We start from the raw sequence: 17,822 nt of genomic DNA on the forward strand, positions 1-17,822 counted from the left end.
GATGGCAACGAGTATCGATATGGGTGCGGTATCGGGCGTCGAGTGCACTTGCGCAGATGCCGACAGGGTATCAATTGCTGCCGGCGCCGTGCAGACGCAGGCGTTCGACGTAGTCGTTATCGGCGGCGGACCTGCCGGAATGGCGGCCTCACTTGCCGCACACAAGGCCGGAGCGCGCGTGGCCATCGTGGAGCGCGAGCAGCACCTGGGCGGCATCCTGCGCCAGTGCATCCACCCGGGCTTTGGCCTCTCACACTTTAAGCAGGAACTGACCGGTCCCGAGTACGCACAGCGCTTTATCGACCAGGTGCGCGAAACCGATATCGCACTGTTCCTGGACAGTATGGTGATTGGGATCGACTCAAGCGAGGACAAAGTCGCAGGCACGGGCGCAAGTGGCGCGGCGAGCGATGCCTCGGCACACACCGTCACGCTCATGAGCCCCGCCGGCATGTTGCAGCTCACCGGGCGCGCCGTCGTCCTTGCCATGGGGTGTCGCGAGCGCACGCGCAGCGAGATCAAGATTCCCGGCAGCCGCCCCGCCGGCGTGTTTACCGCCGGCCTGGCGCAGCGATACATCAACATCGACAACCTCAAGCCCGGCTCGCGCGCCGTCATTTTAGGCTCGGGCGACATTGGGCTCATCATGGCGCGTCGCTGCACGCTCGAGGGGATTTCGGTCGAGGGCGTGTACGAGCTTATGCCATACGCCAACGGCCTGCGCCGCAATGTAAAGAATTGCCTGGACGATTTTGGCATTCCGCTGCACCTGTCCACCACCGTCACACGCGTGATTGGGCACGACCGCGTGGAGGCCGTCGAGGTGAGCCAGGTCGACGAAAATCTGGCGCCCATTCCGGGGACCGATCGCATCGTTCCGTGCGACACGCTGCTGCTTTCGGTAGGTTTGATTCCCGAGAACGAGCTTTCGGTAGGCGCGGGTGTTGAGCTTGACCCGCGCACGCGCGGCGCCGTGGTGGACCAGAGCCTGCAGACGGGCGTGCCAGGCATCTTTGCCTGCGGCAACGTGCTGCACGTGCACGACCTGGCCGATAACGTGACGACCGAGTCCGAGCGTGCCGGCGCAGCCGCGGCGGCGTACGCGCTGGGGACCGGCGCGGATGTCGAAACGGGCGCTGGCTGCCAGCTCACGGTCTCCCCTGCCGGCATCGCCGGCTACGCGCTGCCGGGACGCATTACGGCCGTGGCACTCACCAGGCTCAACTTCCGCGTGCGCCGGCCGGTCGATGCCGCCCGCGTGCGCATTCTGGCGGACGACGAGGAACTGCTTACGGGCAAGGTCCGCACGTTTAAACCGAGCGTTATGGAAAGCTTCCCGCTGCCGGCAAAGGTGATACAGCGAGCGCTCGACCTGGGTGCCAGCGAGATTATCCTTTCCGTCGAGCCCGTCGAGGAGGCATAGCCATGAGCACAAATGCGATCGAGACGCTACAGTTCAACTGCACCACCTGCCCATCCGAGTGCCTCCTTACGGTGGAAGTGGAGCGCGGGGCCGACGACCGCGTGGCGACGGTGCGCGCCGTGACCGGCAACAGCTGCCCGCGCGGCGATAAGTTCGCACATCAGGAGCTCACCTGCCCCATGCGCGTCCTCACTACCACCGTGGCGGTATCAGGCGGCGACGAGGCGCTGCTGCCCGTCCGCACGGCCGAAGCCATCCCGCTCGAACTCCATGCCCCAGCCATGGACCTCATCCGCGGCCTAGTGGTCAAAGTCCCCATCCGCATGGGCGATGTAGTCCTCCCCAACCTCCTAGACACCGGTACCGACCTCATCGCCAGCATGGACATCGACCCGGCTTAAGCAGCTCGTTTGGGACGGTGCTCTTTTAGCTACCCCGCATCCGCCCCGCCCCTCCTCAATTGCGGTGAAATAATTCCCGATTTCCGCCAAAACCCCGGCATCAAGGAACTATTCCACCGCAACTTGCCTTGGGATCGGTATTTAGTTTGTGCCTACTTTAGTGCCATTTCAAAACTATGCCGGATTACGGGGCTGATTCGGAGACCCCCACCCATACCGGCAATTTTCGATTTTTGATAAGCCTTCTACCTGCGGTTTTAATTTCGCTATTTTTCCCATGGTCAAGTAATACAGGTCCAGCCCCGTAATCCGCCATAGTTTTGAAACCAGCCCATTTGGGACGGGACCATATTGACTACTTTTACCTATCAGCTCGCATGTTTGACGCAGCTAAAATAGCCCCGTCCCAAATTGACTACCCTGGCATTGGGGATACCATGGTGGCAACCAAACGAAAGGACGATGTATGGCACATGTCGATGACCAGCGCGTGGCACGCGTGCTCGATGCGCTCGAGGCTCAGCACCCCGGCGCGCAGCTGCTCGTAAACGACCCGTGGTCGATTTATTACCTGACCGGCTTTTATGCCGATATGTTCGAGCGTTTTTGCGGCGTACTACTCGCACGCGGTAGCGAGCCCGTGATCTTGGTCAACGCGCTGCATCAGCTGCCCGAGTATGACAATGCCCGCGTCGCGTACCACACCGATACCGACGTCGTGGCCGACGCCATCGCTCGCGAGGTTGATCCGACCAAACCGCTCGGCATCGACACCGTCATGCGCTCCGGCTTCTTGATGCCCCTCATGGAGCGCCATGCCGCGAGCGAATTCTTCCTAGGCGATTTTGCCGTGACCGCCGCGCGAACCTACAAAGACGCCGCCGAGCAGGAGCTTATGCGCGTGTCCTCGGCCGCTAACGACGCCGTGATGGCCGACGCGATCGAGCTCGTCCACGAAGGCGTGACAGAGCGCGAGATCGCCGACCAGATGCTTGGCCTGTATCGCAAGCACGATTGCGAGGGCTTTAGCTTTCCGCCCATCGTGAGCTTTGGCGCCAACGCCGGCGACCCGCACCACGAGCCAGACGATACGGCACTCAAGCGTGGCGACGTGGTGCTGTTCGATATTGGCGGACGTCGCCGCAACTATTGCTCGGATATGACGCGCACGTTCTTTTGGGGCAAGCCGGACGAGGAGACGGCACGCATCTACGACATCGTGCGCCGCGCCAACGAGGCCGCCGAGGCGCTCATCGCACCGGGCGTGCGTATGTGCGATCTGGACCGTGCCGCGCGCGACGTGATTGAGGACGCGGGTTATGGCAAGTACTTTACGCACCGTCTGGGACACTCGATCGGCCTGCAAGACCACGAGCCGGGTGACGTCTCGCGCGTCAACGAGCAGGTCGTGGAGCCGGGCATGACGTTTTCCATCGAGCCGGGCATCTACCTCCCCGGCCGCACCGGCGTCCGCATCGAGGACCTTGCCCTGGTCACCGAGAGCGGCGTCGAGATCCTCAACGCCTACCCCCACGATCCTGTCCGCCTAGACTAGGCAATGCGGCAAAGGGACAGCCCCTTTGCCGCATCACATGAATGTCGCCAGGAAATGGGCCTATCTACTACGTTTAACCCGCATGGGGCGACCATGCGGGTATTTTTTGAAAATTGGCAAGCCTTCTACCTGCGGTTTTGATTTTGCGATTCTCGGCATGGTTGAGGGTAGCCGGTCAAACGTAGTAGATAGACCCATTTCGTGGCGAGCAGGCAAACTAGCTACCCTGCGGAAGGGATCTAGCGGAGCAGACCGGCAACTTCGCCGGCCAGGGTGATGGTGCCTGCTGCTACGAAGGGCTCGCCTGCGGCCTCAAAGGCTGCGAGGGCCTCGGACACGCTGGGGTACACGCCTGCGAGCTTATCGGAGTCCACCAGGGCAGCAAGCTCCTCCGCCGGCAGGGCGCGATCGGAATCGGTCTGTGTGACGACCACGCGCGGGAAGGCCGGGATCAGCACGTCGACGATACCCGCCACGTCCTTGTCTGCCAGCGCGGCGCACAGCAACGTGGGGCGATTCTCTACGCACGGATCGATCTCGTCCAAGGCGCTCACAAAGTTCTCGCAGCTCTGGGGGTTATGGCAGGCGTCGATCAGCTTGAGCGGGTCGGTTCCCAACACATCAAAACGGCCCGGCGTGGGACAGCCCATAAGCGAAGCATCAAGCGCCTCATGGTCGAGCTCGCGACCCAGATACCCCTCGCAGAGCATAATCGCGCACGCGGCATTCTGCGGCTGATACGCCGGCTTAACCATGCTCGACGTATAAATCGCACGCGGCGTGGTGCAGCTAAACTCAACCGTATCGCCCACATGCGCCGGCACCTTGGTCGTGGCGTGGCTCACCACCAGCGGCACCACACCACACTCGCGACAACGGGTGTCCATAACGCGCTGAACGCTCGGCTCATGCGTGCCCTCGCCCAGCACAACCAGGCGTCCGGGCTTAATGACCGCAGCCTTCTCCCCCGCAATGGCCTCGAGCGTATCGCCCAGAATGCGCGTGTGATCGAGTCCGATGCCCGTGATGGCAACGGCAACGGGATCGGTCGCGCTCGTGGCGTCCCAGCGACCGCCCATGCCGACCTCGAGCACGGCGACATCCACGCGAGCCTCGGCAAACACCACAAGCGCGGCGGCCGTCAGCAGGTCAAACGGCGTGATGGTATAGGCACGCTCCCCCGCCACCACGCGGCGCGCATTCACTCGATGCCCCGCCTCAACAGCAGCAGAAACGCCACGGGCAAACGCCTCATCGCTCACGACGTGCCCATCGACCTCCATGCGCTCGGGATAGCGAACAAGCTGCGGCGACGTATAAAGCGCAGCCTTGAGCCCCTCGCCGCGAAGGATAGCAGCCGAAAAACGCGTCGTCGAAGTCTTGCCATTGGTACCGGCAACCTGAATGCAATCAAAGTACTCGTCCGGCCGCCCCAGCTCATCGAGCATATCGACAACCGTCTCGAGCAGAGGACCAGCATCCCCAGAAATCCGCCCCGTATCGGCAGCAAGCCCAACAGCCTCACCAAACGAAAGCAAATCAAACTCAAAAGGAACGGTATACAAGCCAGAACGCTTAGGCATTTTCAGAACCGCCATTCATAGAAAAATAAAACAGTATAGGTTGAGGATAGTCAGCGAAAACGCCTCTGATGAGCCAAGGTGCCGTGAAACAAGGGCGCATAGGGCTTATGCCCATGCGCCCGAAGTTGAACGGCAGATTGGCCATCAGAGGCGTTTGCAGCGTCGAGTCAGCCGCCGTTCGTTAGAACGGCGGAATAGGTGTCCGCAGTAGCGAGCAATGCCCCAAACCGCGTCCCCCAGTAACGCCTACGAGAAGTCAGCAACCTGAGCAGTCAGTGCCTCCAGGATCTCCTGGAGCTCAGCTGCACGGTCCCTCTTCTTCTGGACCACCGCGGGCGCGGCCTTGGCCACAAAGCCCTCGTTGGCGAGCGTCTTCTCGCAGCCGGCGAGCTCCTTCTGGGCCGCGGCAATCTCCTTCTCCAGACGTGCCTTCTCGGCCGAAAGGTCAACCTTGCCCTCGAGCACCACAAAGACCTCGACGCCGCTGTCGACCACGGCGATGCTCGCGGCCGGCTTCTCAACATCGGTACCCATGACCAGCGAGGCGGTATTGGCCAGCGGCTCGATGGTCGAGCGCAGGCTCTCGAGCTTCTCGATATCCTCGGCACCGGCACGCACGACCACGTCGAGCTCGGCCTTGGGGCTCAAGCGATAACGCGAACGCGTGGCGCGGGCGGCAGAAACAACGGTGCGACACAGCTCAAACGCGCGCTCGGCGTCCTCGTCGACATACTTGACATAGTCGGCAGGCTCGGGCCACTTGGCGATCATGAGCGCCTCGGCGCGGTCCACGTTGCCCTCGGCGTCCAGGTCGAGCACGCTCGCCGGCATGTTGTCCCAGATCTCCTCGGTGACAAATGGCATGAGCGGGTGCATCAGGCGAATAGAGGTATCGAGCACAAAGATCAGGTTTCGCTGCGCCTGCAGACGGCCCTCGCCCTTCAGGCGCGCCTTGGTGACTTCGACGTACCAGTCGCAGACCTCGTTCCAGAAGAACTGCTGAACACCGCGGGCCATGTCGCCAAAGGTGTAGTTCTCGATGCCCTCGGTGACCATCTTGACGGCCTTGGCCAGACGACTGAACATCCAGGCGTCGGCCGGCGTCTCCACGACGGGCTCGCCGGGCGTGTAGCCCTCCATGTTCATAAGCAGGAAGCGACTGGCGTTCCAGATCTTGGTCACAAACGACTTGGCCTGCTCGGTACGCGGGCTGTCGATAAGCTTCTTGGTCTTCTTATCGATGTTCGCGTCAAACTTAACGTCCTGGTTGTTGGTGCAGAGCGTCAGCAGGTTGAAGCGCATGGCGTCGGCGCCGTACATGCCAATGAGGTCCATGGGGTCAACGCCGTTGCCCTTGGACTTGGACATGCGGCTGCCGTCCTTGGCAAGAATCGTCGGGTAGATGACGACGTCCTTAAACGGCACCTCGTCCAGGAAGTACAGCGAGCTCATGACCATGCGGGCGACCCACAGCGCGATGATGTCGCGCGCGGTGACGAGTGCCGTCGTGGGGTGATGTCCCTCGAGCAGCTCCGGCTTTTGGGGCCAGCCCTGCGTGGCGAAAGTCCACAGCTGCGAGCTGAACCAGGTATCCAGCACGTTCTCGTCCTGATGCACGTGATGACCGCCGCACTTAGGGCACACGTCGGTGTCCTCGGTAAGGGCATCCTCCCAGCCGCAGTCCTCGCAGTAGAACACGGGAATACGGTGGCCCCACCACAGCTGGCGGCTGATGCACCAGTCCTTGAGGTTCTCCATCCAGGTGGTATAGGTCTGCGTCCAACGCGCGGGGTGGAAGGTCACCTTGCCGGAGTTGACGGCATCGAGCGCCGGCCCCTTGAGCTTGTCGACGGCCACAAACCACTGCTCGGACAGCCACGGCTCCAGTGCGGAGTCGCAACGGTAGCAGTGCATGACGGAGTGATCGTGATCCTCGACGTGATCGAGCAGGTCGTGCTCCTCAAACCACTTGATGACGGCCTCGCGGCACTCCTCGCGGGTCATGCCGGTAAACTCGCCGTAGCCCTCGACGACCACCGCATGCTCGTCAAAGATGTTGATCTGCGGCAGGTCGTGGGCCTGACCCATGGCGTAATCGTTGGGGTCGTGGGCCGGGGTGACCTTGACAAAGCCGGAGCCAAAGTTGGCGTCGACATGCCAATCCTCAAAGATGGGGATCTCACGGTCGACGATGGGGAGCTTGACGGTCTTACCCACAAAGGCGGCCTTCTCGGGGTCCTTCGGGGAGACAGCCACGCCCGTGTCGCCGAGCATGGTCTCGGGGCGCGTAGTGGCGACGACGATGTAGTCCTGGCCGTTGACCGGCTCGGTCAGCGGGTAGCGCAGGTGCCACAGGTGACCCTTCTCGTCCTTATACTCGGCCTCGTCGTCCGAGATGGCGGTAGTGCAGTTGGGGCACCAGTTGACGATGCGCTTGCCGCGGTAAATCAGGCCGTCGTGGTACCAGTCGCAGAAGACCTTGCGCACGGCCTGGGCATAGTCCTCGTCCATGGTAAAGCGCTCGTTATCAAAGTCGACGGAGCAGCCCATACGCTTGATTTGCTCGACGATGATGCCGCCGTACTCGTGGGTCCAGTCCCAGCAGGCGTCGACAAACTTGTCGCGACCGATCTCCAGGCGGCTAATGCCCTCACTCTTGAGCTTCTTGTCGACCTTGGTCTGCGTGGCGATACCGGCGTGGTCGGTGCCCAGCACCCAGCGCGTGGACTTGCCGCGCATGCGGGCCATGCGGATGATGGCATCCTGGATGGAATCGTCGGTGGCGTGACCCATGTGGAGCTTGCCGGTCACGTTGGGAGGCGGAATGGTGACAGTGCAGTCGCCCACGCCCTCACGGCGCTTGTAGTAGCCGCCGTCGAGCCACTTCTGCAGGATCGCCGGCTCGTTGGTCGACGGATCGTAGTTTTTGGGCATTTCTTCCATATATCTCTCCCTTGCCCATCGGGGAGGAATGTAGGCCCGATTTTCGCTCGGTCAAGTCCTGGGCTCGCTCGAAGACCACATTAAGTGGTCTTCGGCTCGTGCGGAATCTACGAAAATCGGGCCTACATTCCTCCCCTTAGGTATCGATTACTTCAGTCTGATATAACTTCGCTGAGGCTTAAACAAACACACAGAATAACACAGGTAGTTGCGGTTATTGCGTATATATAAAATAGCCTCCGACCGCGGGTGGTCGGAGGCTATTAACAAACACGTTTTAGGCAGGTTTAGCCGTAGATGCGCTGGGGCTGTTCGGTGCCCTTTACGGAGGCTTCGGTCACGATGACCTTGGCGACTCCTTCCTCGCTCGGCAGGTCGAACATCGTCTGCTGCAGCACGTCCTCGCAGATGGAGCGCAGGCCGCGGGCGCCGGTCTTGCGGGCAAGCGCCATGCGAGCAATCTCGTGCAGGGCGGCGTCCTCAAACTCAAGCTCAACGTCCTCGAGCTGGAACATCTTGCGGTACTGACGCACAACGGCGTTCTTTGGCTCGGTCAGGATCGACACCAGGTCGTCCTCGTCGAGCGCCTGTGTCTGGGTGACGACGGGCGTACGTCCCACAAACTCGGGGATCATACCAAAGGCGTTGAGGTCCTGCGGGAGCACCTGACGCAGCAGGTCGTTCTCGTCGACCGAGGTGGGGCCGGCGATCTCGGAGTTAAAGCCCACGCCCTTGTTGCCCACGCGATCGGCGATAATCTTGTCCAGACCCACAAAGGCACCGCCGCAGATAAACAAGATATTGGTCGTGTCGATCTGCAGCAGCTCCTGCTGGGGGTGCTTGCGGCCGCCGGTGGGCGGAACGCTTGCCACCGTGCCCTCAAGAATCTTAAGCAGCGCCTGCTGAACGCCCTCGCCCGAAACGTCGCGGGTGATGGAGAGGTTCTCGGCCTTGCGGGCGATCTTGTCGATCTCGTCCACGTAGATGATGCCGACCTGCGCACGCTCGATATCGCCATCGGCAGCATTGATGAGCTTGAGCAGGATGTTCTCCACGTCCTCGCCCACGTAACCGGCCTCGGTGAGTGCGGTGGCGTCGGCGATGGCAAACGGCACCTCGAGGATGCGCGCGAGCGTCTGGGCGAGCAAGGTCTTACCGGTACCGGTGGGACCGAGCAGCAAGATGTTGGACTTGGCGAGCTCCACCTCGTCCATATCGTCGTCGAGCCGCGAACCCGCACCCGAGGCCTCGTCAAAGGCCGAAAGCGCGGCGCCACCCTCGATCACGCGACGGTAGTGGTTGTACACGGCAACCGACATGGCGCGCTTGGCGTCTTCCTGACCCATGACATAGGCCGAAAGCTCGTCATAGATCTCGTGCGGGGTCGGCACGTGCGTGATGACCTGACGTACGTCGTCCTCGAGCTCAAAGCCCTCGGCCTCGGGATCCATGGCAGGCTGCCCGGCAGCCTGACCGTGGTCGTTGAGGAAGCCCGGCAGCTTGCCGTTGCAGGCGGCATCCATAAAGTCCGAAGCCAGCGACTCCTCCAAGATCTCGGAGCAGGCGGCAACGCACTCGTCGCAGATAAAGATGTTGGTAGGGCCCTTTACAAGGCGGCGCACCTGACCCTGCTCTTTTCCGCAGAAGGAGCAGCGGATGGGGTTGCCGTTCTCGTCAAAGTTGTCCTGCATGTTACCGGCCATCCTAGGCGTCCTTCGCGGCAAGATCGCGCGAGGTGACGATACGGTCGATCAGGCCGTAGTCAAGCGCCTCGGCAGCGGTCAGGTAGTTGTCGCGCTCGGTATCGGCCTGGACCTTCTCGATCGGCTGGCCCGAGGCGTCGGACAAGATCTGGTTGAGCTCGCGACGGGTCTTCTTGATCTCCTCGGCCACGATCTCGATCTCGGTCTGCTGACCCTGGGCACCGCCACTGGGCTGGTGAATCATGACCTTGGAGTGCGGCAGGCAGAAGCGCTTGCCCTTGGCGCCGGCCGAAAGCAGCACGGCGGCCATAGACGCGGCCATACCGACGCAAATGGTGGAGACCTGCGGCTTGATAAAGTTCATGGTGTCCAGAATCGCCAGGCCGGAGTAGACCTCGCCACCGGGCGAATTGATGTAGAGCGAGATATCCTTCTCGGCATCCTGGCTCTCAAGATGCAGCAGCTGGGCAACGACCAGGTTGGCGCTGACGGAGTTGATCTCCTCGCCCAAGAAGATGATGCGGTCGTTGAGCAGGCGCGAATAGATATCGTAGCTGCGCTCGCCGCGCGGCGTCTGCTCGATAACGTATGGCACGAGGGCGGAATCGAACTTAGCGATCATACGCATCTCCATTTCTCTCTTGCGGACCAAATTGGTTCTAGATAAACGTACGGTGCCCGCATGCTATGCATTGGCTGGCACCGTACGAAGCAACCGAATAACCGGTTTATAACTTTACCCCATCACGGGCGCCTGCATGCGCTCGCGGGAAAGGTGGCGAGAATTACTCGGCGTCCTTGGCGGTCTCGTCGACCTCGGTCACCTTGGCGTTCTCGACCAGGTGGTCGACGGCCTTGGAGCGACGGATGGACTCGCGGACGGCAGGCATGCGTCCATCGGCGATGAACTCGGCCTTGGAAGCCTCGACGTCCTTGACGCCAGCCTTCTCGAACTCGGCGTTGACGTCGTCCTCGGTGACCTCGATCTTGAGCTCACGGGCGAGGGCGTCGAGCGCCAGGGACTCGCGGGCAACGTCGTTGGCCTGCTTGTGCAGGTCGCCGATGAACTGCTCCATGGTCAGGCCGGAAGCGGGCAGCCAGGTGTCCAGCGTCATGCCGCGGGCAGCGAGGTTGGACAGGAAGTTCTGGCCAAGCTCCTCAAAGACAGACTGCTCGTAGTCGGCGTCCATCTCCTCGAGCTGCAGACGCTCGGCGAGAGCGGCGACGCAACGGTTCTCCTTCTCGGCCGGAAGGCGGGAAGCCTTGTCCTGCTCGATCTCGAGCTTGATGGCGTCGCGCATAGCGTCGATGCTGTCGAAGCCAAAGTCGGACTTGACGAGCTCGTCGGTGAGCTCGGGGGTGTTGCGGACCTTGATGCCCTTGACGGTGACCTCGACGGTGTGGGTCTCGGCCTCCTCGCCATCCTCGACCTCGTCGGTCCAGGTGACGGTCTTGACGTCGTCGACGTTAGCACCGATCAGAGCCTCGTTGAACTCCTTGGGGTTGCTGTCGCTACCGGCAATGAGCATGCGGCCCTCGGCAGCGAAGTTGTCGGCGTTCTCGACGGCCTTGAGGTCGACGGTAACGTAGTCCTCGGCCTCGACGGCACGATCCTCGACGTCCTCGAAGGTGGCACGGTAGTTGAGGAGCATCTCGACCTGGTTGTTGATCTCGGACTCGGTGACCTCCGCGGGAGGCATCTCGATCTCGACGGCGTCGTAGGAGGAGAGCTCGGCGGCAGGACGCAGAGAGAACTCGACGGTGTAGGTGTAGTCCTCGTGATCCTTGGCGAGGTCGAGCTCCTTGTAGTCACCGTTCTTGGTGGGGACGATGTCCAGCTCGTTGAGGACGGCGGGCTCGTTGGCGGCGATCAGATCGTTGGTGGCCTGGGCGAGGGTAGCCTCGGCGCCAAGAGCAGCGTCGATGACCGGACGGGGAGCCTTGCCGGCACGGAAGCCCGGGAAGCGGTACTTCTTGGCGGTGTCCTTGTAGGCCTTCTTGATCGCGGCGTCGACGTCGGCGGCCGGGATGGTGACCGTAGCGGTGAGCTTGGCGTCCTTGACGTCAGAAGCGGTGATGTTCAACACGTTCCTCCTCATACTGCCCAGCTTATCTGAGGTGCTGGTACCTTTATGCAACAAAGTGTCGCGACGGCCGAGGCCGACGCAGGTGCGTTGGTGCGGGCGAAAGGACTCGAACCTTCACGGGAATCCCACCAGAACCTAAATCTGGCGCGTCTACCAATTCCGCCACGCCCGCATGAGCGCACAGACTAGGAATGATAGCAGATACGAACGGCAAGCGCACGCACACCTTTTTAGGCCCACGACCTCACCACGAGTTACAGCGGAACAGGGTAGCTAATTTGGGACGGGGCTTTTTTAGCTACCCCGCTTGTGGGGGGTGCGAAAAAACCCCCCTCCCAAATTAGCTACCCCCATCGGCTATCTCCCGCCGCCCACAATTCGGTTGAAAAGTGGGCTGCGGTTTCCCCGGGCTAGGCAAAGAGTGTCGACAGCGACTCCTCGCCTACTCCCCCAGCAGGGCCTTCTCGGGCGTGATCGGCAGCGAGCGAACCTGGTGGCCGGTGGCGTGCGCCACGGCCGAGGCAACGGCGGCGAGCGGTGTGTTGATGACGACCTCGCCGATCGACTTGGCGCCAAACGGGCCCGTCGGCTCGTAGCTCGGCTCAAAGGCCACGCGAATGCTGCCGATATCCAGGCGCGTGGGCAGCTTGTAGCTCATAAAGTTACCGGTGCGCAGGCGACCGCGGTCGTCGTGCTCGACAATCTCGTAGAGCGCGTGACCGATGCCCTGGGCAATGCCGCCCTCGGCCTGGACGCGCGCGAGTGCCTCGTTGATCACGGTGCCGCAGTCCACAGCCGCCGCATAGTCCACCACAGTCACCTTGCCGGTGGCCTTGTCGACCTCGACCTCGGCAATGCCAGCCATAAACGGCGGAGGCGAAACGGGCAGGCAGGCAGAAGCATGCGAGGTGAGCGCGTCGCCGCCCGCAATGTTCTTGACGCACAGGTTGGCAAAGTCGCGCAGCGTGAGGTAGCGGCCGCACTCGCGAGCGGCGCGCTCGTCAGACAGACGCACGTACTGGCCGTCGAAGACCACGTCGGCGGCGTCCACGTCCCACATCTGGGCAGCCTTGGCGCAGATCTTCTCGCGCAGCTCGGTCGCGGCATTCTTGGCTGCCAGGCCCGTCACGTACGTGCCCGAGCTCGCGTACGAGCCGGCATCGAACGGCGAGACGTCGGTGTCCACGCCGCGCACCACGATAAGCGAGCTCTCCACGCCCAGCTCCTCGGCGGCAATCTGCGCCAGGATCGTGTCGACACCCATGCCGTTATCGGTGGCGCCGGTGCCGATGGTAATGAAGCCGTCCTCTTCCAGGCGCATGTCAATGCCGCCGATATCCACGTTGGAGATGCCCGAGCCCTGCATGGTGAGCGCGCAGCCCAGAGCACGCACGCGGTCGCCCAGGTCCACGGCCAGCGGCTTGTCGCGCCAGCCGATCATGTCCATCGCACGCAGCAGGCAGCGGTCGAGCGCGCAGGCGTTGAGCTTCTCGTTGTAGTACTGCGGCATAATCTCGCCCTCGCGCACGATGTTCTTAAGACGCAGGTCGGCGGGATCCATGTGCAGCATGTCGGCAAGCTCGTTGACGGCGCTCTCCACGGCAAACTGGCCCTGGGTGGCGCCGTAGCCGCGATACGCACCGCCGCGGTTGGTGTTGGTGTAGACGGCGTCCCACCTAAAGCGGCTCGCCTTCACGTGGTTGTAGATGGGCAGGCTCTTGTGACCCGAGAGGCCGATCGTCGTGGTGGCATGTTCGCCATACGCGCCGGCGTTGGACAACGTGTGCAGGTCGATGGCCGTGATGGTGCCGTCGTTCATGGCGCCCAGCTTGACGGTCATCTGCATCTGGTGACGCGAGTTGCCCGCAGTGATGGTCTCCTCGCGGGTGTAGCAGCAATAGCTCGGACGGCCAGTCTGCTGCGTCACGAACGCCACGAAGATCTCGCAGCAGCCCGTCTGCTTGGAGCCAAAGCCGCCGCCGATGCGCGGCTTAATAACCTGCACCTGCGACTGAGGAATGTCGAGCGACTGCGCGACCATGCGGCGCACATGAAAGGGCACCTGCGTGGAGGTAGTCACCGAGATGCGGCCGAACGCGTCGGTCGTCGCGAAGGCACGGAAGGTCTCCATGGGCGCGGTCTGCGTGGCCTGGCTGGTGTAAGTGCGCTCAAAGACGATGTCGCTCTGGGCGAAGGCCTCGTCCAGGTCGCCAAAATCACTGGTACCGCTACACACCAGGTTGCGAGCAACGTCGCCGCCCTGCGGGAACATAAAGGTCACGTCGCCCTCGGGGTGGACCACGATGTCGTTATCGAGCGCCTGGGTAAAGTCGAGCAGGGGCTCGAGCACCTCGTAGTCGACCTTGATGAGCTTGAGCGCCTTGTCGGCGGCCTCCTCGGTCTCGGCGGCGACGATCGCCACCTCCTCGTTTTGGTAGCGCACCAGGTTCTCGAGGATCAGGCGGTCGTAGGGGCTCGGCTGCGGATAGCTCTGGCCGGCGATGGTAAAGCGGCGCTTGGGCACGTCCTCGTAGGTGTAGACGCCCACGACGCCGGGCACCTTCAGGGCGCGCGACGTATCGATGGAGCGGATCTTGGCACGGGCATACGGGCTGCGCTTGAGCTTGACGATAAGGGCGCCGGCGGGCACCAGGTCTCCTGTGTAGACGGGACGCCCCTCGAGCAGGGCCTTCGAGTCCTTCTTGGGCTGCTTATGGGTGATCTGCTTGTACGAGACACCATCGCAGCTGGTGTCGTTGACCGGAAGCTCGGGCATCTCAAAGCCCACCTGCACGCCGGACTCGTTAAGGAAGCGGACGATGGCGCGCAGCTGGCTCTCGTAGCCGCTGCAGCGGCAGAGGTTGCCGGCGAGCTGGCGCGAGAGCTCCTCGCGCGTGGCGACGAGACTCGGGTCCTCCTTGGCGGCGCGGGCAAGCGCCAGCACGTTCATGATGAGGCCGGGGGCGCAAAAACCGCACTGCTCGGCGCCTTCGGCAGCCATTGCGTGGGCGAGCGCCTCGGACTCGGCCTTGAGGCCCTCGAGCGTGGTGACGGAGCGGCCCTCGACGCGCGCAGCGGGAACCGAGCAGCTCAGCACCGGGTCGCCGTCGAGCCACACCGTGCACAGGCCGCAGTTGGTGGTTTCGCAGGCGCAGCGCACCGACGCGCAGCCCTGCTCGCGCAGCAGCGCAAAGAGCATGGTGTCGGGGGCAATCTGAACCTTGACCTTGCGGCCGTTGAGCGTAAAGGAAAGATCGATGAGTTTGGCAGCCATTAGCGCACCTCGCTAGAATCGACGCCGGGCACGCGGCGGCAGGAATACTCGTCCGTGGCAAACTTAGGCACTTGCACGCCCTCGAGCTCGCGGGCAAGCGAGGCCGAAAGCTCGATGCCGGCGGCGCGACGCACGGCCTGAATCGCCAGCGGCGCCGAGATGCAACGGCGATAGTCGGCTGAGCCCCACAGGTTGGTGCCGTAGCTCAGTGCGCGTACGGACGCGGCCAGGGCGCGCAGCTCGTCCTCGGAAGGCTGCTCGCTCACCAGGCCGCACGCCTCGCCCTGCAGCAGGGTCGCGCGCAGCGGGCGGGCGCCCACGGTGACATGCCAGCTGTTGTCCCACCAGGCAGCGGTGACGTTTAAGGAGGGGAAGTCGGTCGCGGCCTTGCGCACGGCCTCGTAGCTTGCGCGGTAATCGTGCTTAACGACCACCACGTGCTCGATCACGTCGCGCACGTAGCCCATATCCACGAACTCGGCGAGCGACACGCGACCGGCCCCCGTCAGCTCAACGTATGAATCGAGCGCCAAAAAGGCCGAGAGCACGTCCGAGAAACCAAAGCGACCGTAGATGCTGCCGCCCACCGTGGCGGTGTTGCGCAGCTGCACGCCCACGATATCGTGGACGGCGAACTCAAAGACATGGTTGACAAGCGCGTTGAGCTCGGCATGGCGCTCGAGCTGGCGCAGGGTGCACATGGCACCGATGCGAAACTCGGTCTCGGTCTCCTCGATCTGATCGAGTCCGCAGGCCGAAAGGTCAATCGCCGTCGCCACGCGACGCGAACCCAGGCGCATCCAGATGCCGCCGCCCACAATCTTGTTGTTGCGGTTCTTCTGTAAGAGCTCATAGGCTTCGGCCGCGTTTCCAACGCGAACGTAGGTACCGAACTTGAGCACGTTCTCCCCCATCTCTTCACTTGTCCAGTACCTCTAAGTGTACCAAACGAGGGCGCACAGCCCTCGCCACCATAGAAAAAGGCTCCCAGCCGGATGGCTGGGAGCCTCATCACATGCTATGTCGAGCGAAGATTTAGCAGACGCCCTGGGCGAGCATGGCGTCGGCGACCTTCAGGAAGCCGGCGATGTTGGCGCCCATGACAAAGTTGCCCTCCTGGCCGTACTCCTTGGCGGTGTCGTCCACGTTGTGGAACATGCCGCGCATGAGCTGCTCGAGCTTGCCGTCGACCTCCTCGAAGGTCCAGGACAGGTGCTCGGCGTTCTGGCTCATCTCCAGACCGGACACGAGCACGCCGCCGGCGTTGGCAGCCTTACCGGGCATAAAGGCGACGCCGTTCTCCTGGAAGTAAGTCGTGGCCTCGATGGTCGTGGGCATGTTCGCGCCCTCGCCGACCACCTTGCAGCCGTTGGCGACGAGCGCCTGGGCGTCCTCGAGCAGCAGCGTGTTCTCGCGAGCGCAGGGCAGCGCGATGTCGCAGGGCAGCTGCCACACGCCGCGGCCGTCGCCCTCGTGCCACACGGCGTTGGGCTTCTCGTCAACATACATGGCGAGCGTGACGCCCTTGTCGTGGCCGGAGCGCTTCTTGTTGTAGACGTGCTCGAGCACGGTGTAGTCGATGCCGTCGGGATCCTCGACCCAGCCGTGGGTATCGGAGCAGGCGAGCACCTTGCCGCCGAGCTGGGCGACCTTTTGGACCGCGTAGATAGCGACGTTACCGGAGCCGTGAACGACAACGTTCTTGCCCTCGAAGGAGTCGCCGCGGCTCTTGAGGTACTCGTCCACAAAGTAGACCAGACCGTAACCGGTGGCCTCGGTACGAGCGAGCGAGCCGCCAAAGGAGAGGCCCTTGCCGGTAAGGACGCCGGTCCACTCGTTGGTCAGGCGCTTGTACTGACCGAACATGTAGGCAACCTCGCGGCCGCCAACGCCCAGGTCGCCGGCGGGAACGTCGGTGTTGGGGCCAATGTGGCGATAGAGCTCGGTCATGAAGGACTGGCAGAAGTGCATGATCTCGTTGTTGGACTTGCCCTTGGGGTCAAAGTCGGAGCCGCCCTTGCCGCCGCCCATGGGAAGGGTGGTCAGGCTGTTCTTGAGGATCTGCTCCAGACCCAGGAACTTGAGCATACCCAGGGTGACCGTCGGGTTAAAGCGTAGGCCGCCCTTGTAGGGTCCAATGGCAGAGTTGAACTCGACGCGGTAACCGCGGTTGACCTGAACCTTGCCCTGATCGTCGACCCAGGGAACACGGAACATGACGATGCGCTCGGGCTCGACGAGGCGCTCCAGCAGGGCGGCCTCCTCGTACTCGGGGTGGGCGTCGAGCGCCGGCTGGATGGTGCCGAGGATCTCGGTCGCGGCCTGGATGAACTCAGGCTGCTCGGGATAGCGGGCCTTGAGCTCTTCGAGAACTTTCTGCGTGTAGCTCATGCTTCCTCCAATGATGGGAAACGAAAATGTCGGTCACGGCACCCTATGCGCCGCGGACTTTATCGTGTATGGATAATATCGCACTGTTGCAGCAAAGTTTCGCATAAGCCGACGAGCAGATGTTTCGTTTTGATTACGATGCAGGTAGAAGCGTTTTTGAGCACCCGACGTAGAAATCGCGTGTTTCGAAGCTGTTTCGTCCACATGTTCCAAACCACCACATTGGGGACACATGATGCGCCCGGGCACACCGGCGGCAAGACAGACGACACGGCCGACCCGCACAAAACAAAACAGCGCCTTTGCGGCACGCAGCAAGACCGCGAGCACAAAAGCGCTGGTGGCGTGTGGCGGGAACGTATGTGAATCGAACACATCCAAGACGTTTTGCACGCCTCGCAACGGTTTTGAGGACCGCGGAGCCCACCGGAGCCCATCCGTTCCCAAGTGCGGCGGTATTTT

The 17,822-nt window shown here is 62.5% G+C and carries 11 protein-coding genes, 2 tRNA genes and 1 pseudogene; 3 read left to right on the forward strand and 11 right to left on the reverse strand.

Features of this window, described 5'->3' with window-relative positions:
- The first annotated feature begins 1 nt into the window (after position 1).
- The 3 genes from ACTQW0_RS00170 to ACTQW0_RS00180 all read left to right on the forward strand — a co-directional run bounded on the left by ACTQW0_RS00170 (position 2) and on the right by ACTQW0_RS00180 (position 3,379).
- Positions 2-1,423, forward strand: coding sequence for an NAD(P)/FAD-dependent oxidoreductase (locus tag ACTQW0_RS00170; RefSeq protein WP_441566343.1), 1,422 nt, complete (start codon positions 2-4; stop codon positions 1,421-1,423).
- Positions 1,424-1,425: 2 nt separating this feature from the next.
- The gene (locus ACTQW0_RS00175; RefSeq protein ID WP_441566345.1) at positions 1,426-1,824 is read left to right on the forward strand and encodes a DUF1667 domain-containing protein; all 399 of its coding nucleotides are present in this window, start codon (positions 1,426-1,428) and stop codon (positions 1,822-1,824) included.
- Positions 1,825-2,290: 466 nt separating this feature from the next.
- Entirely contained in the window at positions 2,291-3,379 is a 1,089-nt protein-coding gene (locus tag ACTQW0_RS00180; protein ID WP_441566347.1) for a M24 family metallopeptidase, read from the forward strand.
- 239 nt (positions 3,380-3,618) lie between these two features.
- Here ACTQW0_RS00180 and ACTQW0_RS00185 read toward each other — a convergent pair whose 3' ends face one another.
- The 11 genes and pseudogenes from ACTQW0_RS00185 to ACTQW0_RS00235 all read right to left on the reverse strand — a co-directional run bounded on the left by ACTQW0_RS00185 (position 3,619) and on the right by ACTQW0_RS00235 (position 17,805).
- Positions 3,619-4,962 carry a bifunctional folylpolyglutamate synthase/dihydrofolate synthase gene (locus tag ACTQW0_RS00185; protein ID WP_441566349.1) on the reverse strand — a complete coding sequence of 448 codons (1,344 nt, stop codon included), beginning with the start codon at positions 4,960-4,962 and terminating at the stop codon, positions 3,619-3,621.
- 246 nt (positions 4,963-5,208) lie between these two features.
- On the reverse strand, positions 5,209-7,905 hold the full coding sequence (locus ACTQW0_RS00190) for a valine--tRNA ligase (protein ID WP_441566351.1): 2,697 nt from the start codon (positions 7,903-7,905) through the stop codon (positions 5,209-5,211).
- Positions 7,906-8,192: 287 nt separating this feature from the next.
- Positions 8,193-9,608 carry an ATP-dependent Clp protease ATP-binding subunit ClpX gene (gene clpX / locus ACTQW0_RS00195; RefSeq protein ID WP_154515377.1) on the reverse strand — a complete coding sequence of 472 codons (1,416 nt, stop codon included), beginning with the start codon at positions 9,606-9,608 and terminating at the stop codon, positions 8,193-8,195.
- A gap of 1 nt (position 9,609) precedes the next feature.
- The gene (locus ACTQW0_RS00200; protein WP_022095182.1) at positions 9,610-10,230 is read right to left on the reverse strand and encodes an ATP-dependent Clp protease proteolytic subunit; all 621 of its coding nucleotides are present in this window, start codon (positions 10,228-10,230) and stop codon (positions 9,610-9,612) included.
- 163 nt (positions 10,231-10,393) lie between these two features.
- Positions 10,394-11,695 (reverse strand): trigger factor, encoded by a 1,302-nt coding sequence (gene tig / locus ACTQW0_RS00205; RefSeq protein ID WP_370450562.1) that lies wholly within the window; start codon positions 11,693-11,695, stop codon positions 10,394-10,396.
- An 88-nt stretch (positions 11,696-11,783) separates the two neighbouring features.
- Positions 11,784-11,867: transfer RNA gene (locus ACTQW0_RS00210), tRNA-Leu, on the reverse strand.
- A gap of 270 nt (positions 11,868-12,137) precedes the next feature.
- Complete coding sequence (locus ACTQW0_RS00215; protein WP_441566464.1) at positions 12,138-14,345, reverse strand: xanthine dehydrogenase family protein molybdopterin-binding subunit; 2,208 nt, start codon at positions 14,343-14,345, stop codon at positions 12,138-12,140.
- A gap of 180 nt (positions 14,346-14,525) precedes the next feature.
- Positions 14,526-14,969, reverse strand: a pseudogene (locus ACTQW0_RS00220) ((2Fe-2S)-binding protein); the annotation flags it as partial.
- Entirely contained in the window at positions 14,969-15,871 is a 903-nt protein-coding gene (locus ACTQW0_RS00225) for an FAD binding domain-containing protein (RefSeq protein ID WP_441566353.1), read from the reverse strand. The gene ACTQW0_RS00225 and the pseudogene ACTQW0_RS00220, both read right to left, overlap by 1 nt.
- 133 nt (positions 15,872-16,004) lie before the next feature.
- Positions 16,005-17,360: an NADP-specific glutamate dehydrogenase gene (gene gdhA / locus ACTQW0_RS00230; RefSeq protein WP_154515369.1), complete on the reverse strand. Its 1,356-nt coding sequence runs from the start codon at positions 17,358-17,360 to the stop codon at positions 16,005-16,007.
- Between the two features lie 348 nt (positions 17,361-17,708).
- Positions 17,709-17,805, reverse strand: a tRNA-Sec gene (locus ACTQW0_RS00235).
- Between the last annotated feature and the right edge of the window lie 17 nt (positions 17,806-17,822).

This window comes from Collinsella sp. LCP19S3_B7 (assembly GCF_052121795.1).
In the GTDB taxonomy this organism is placed as follows: domain Bacteria; phylum Actinomycetota; class Coriobacteriia; order Coriobacteriales; family Coriobacteriaceae; genus Collinsella.

Coding starts and splice junctions, on each gene's coding strand:
- clpX (WP_154515377.1), bottom strand. CDS start 9,608: ATGGCCGGTAACATGCAGGACAACTTTGACGAGAACGGCAACCCCATC.
- ACTQW0_RS00180 (WP_441566347.1), top strand. CDS start 2,291: ATGGCACATGTCGATGACCAGCGCGTGGCACGCGTGCTCGATGCGCTC.
- ACTQW0_RS00170 (WP_441566343.1), top strand. CDS start 2: ATGGCAACGAGTATCGATATGGGTGCGGTATCGGGCGTCGAGTGCACT.
- ACTQW0_RS00200 (WP_022095182.1), bottom strand. CDS start 10,230: ATGATCGCTAAGTTCGATTCCGCCCTCGTGCCATACGTTATCGAGCAG.
- ACTQW0_RS00190 (WP_441566351.1), bottom strand. CDS start 7,905: ATGGAAGAAATGCCCAAAAACTACGATCCGTCGACCAACGAGCCGGCG.
- gdhA (WP_154515369.1), bottom strand. CDS start 17,360: ATGAGCTACACGCAGAAAGTTCTCGAAGAGCTCAAGGCCCGCTATCCC.
- ACTQW0_RS00175 (WP_441566345.1), top strand. CDS start 1,426: ATGAGCACAAATGCGATCGAGACGCTACAGTTCAACTGCACCACCTGC.
- ACTQW0_RS00185 (WP_441566349.1), bottom strand. CDS start 4,962: ATGCCTAAGCGTTCTGGCTTGTATACCGTTCCTTTTGAGTTTGATTTG.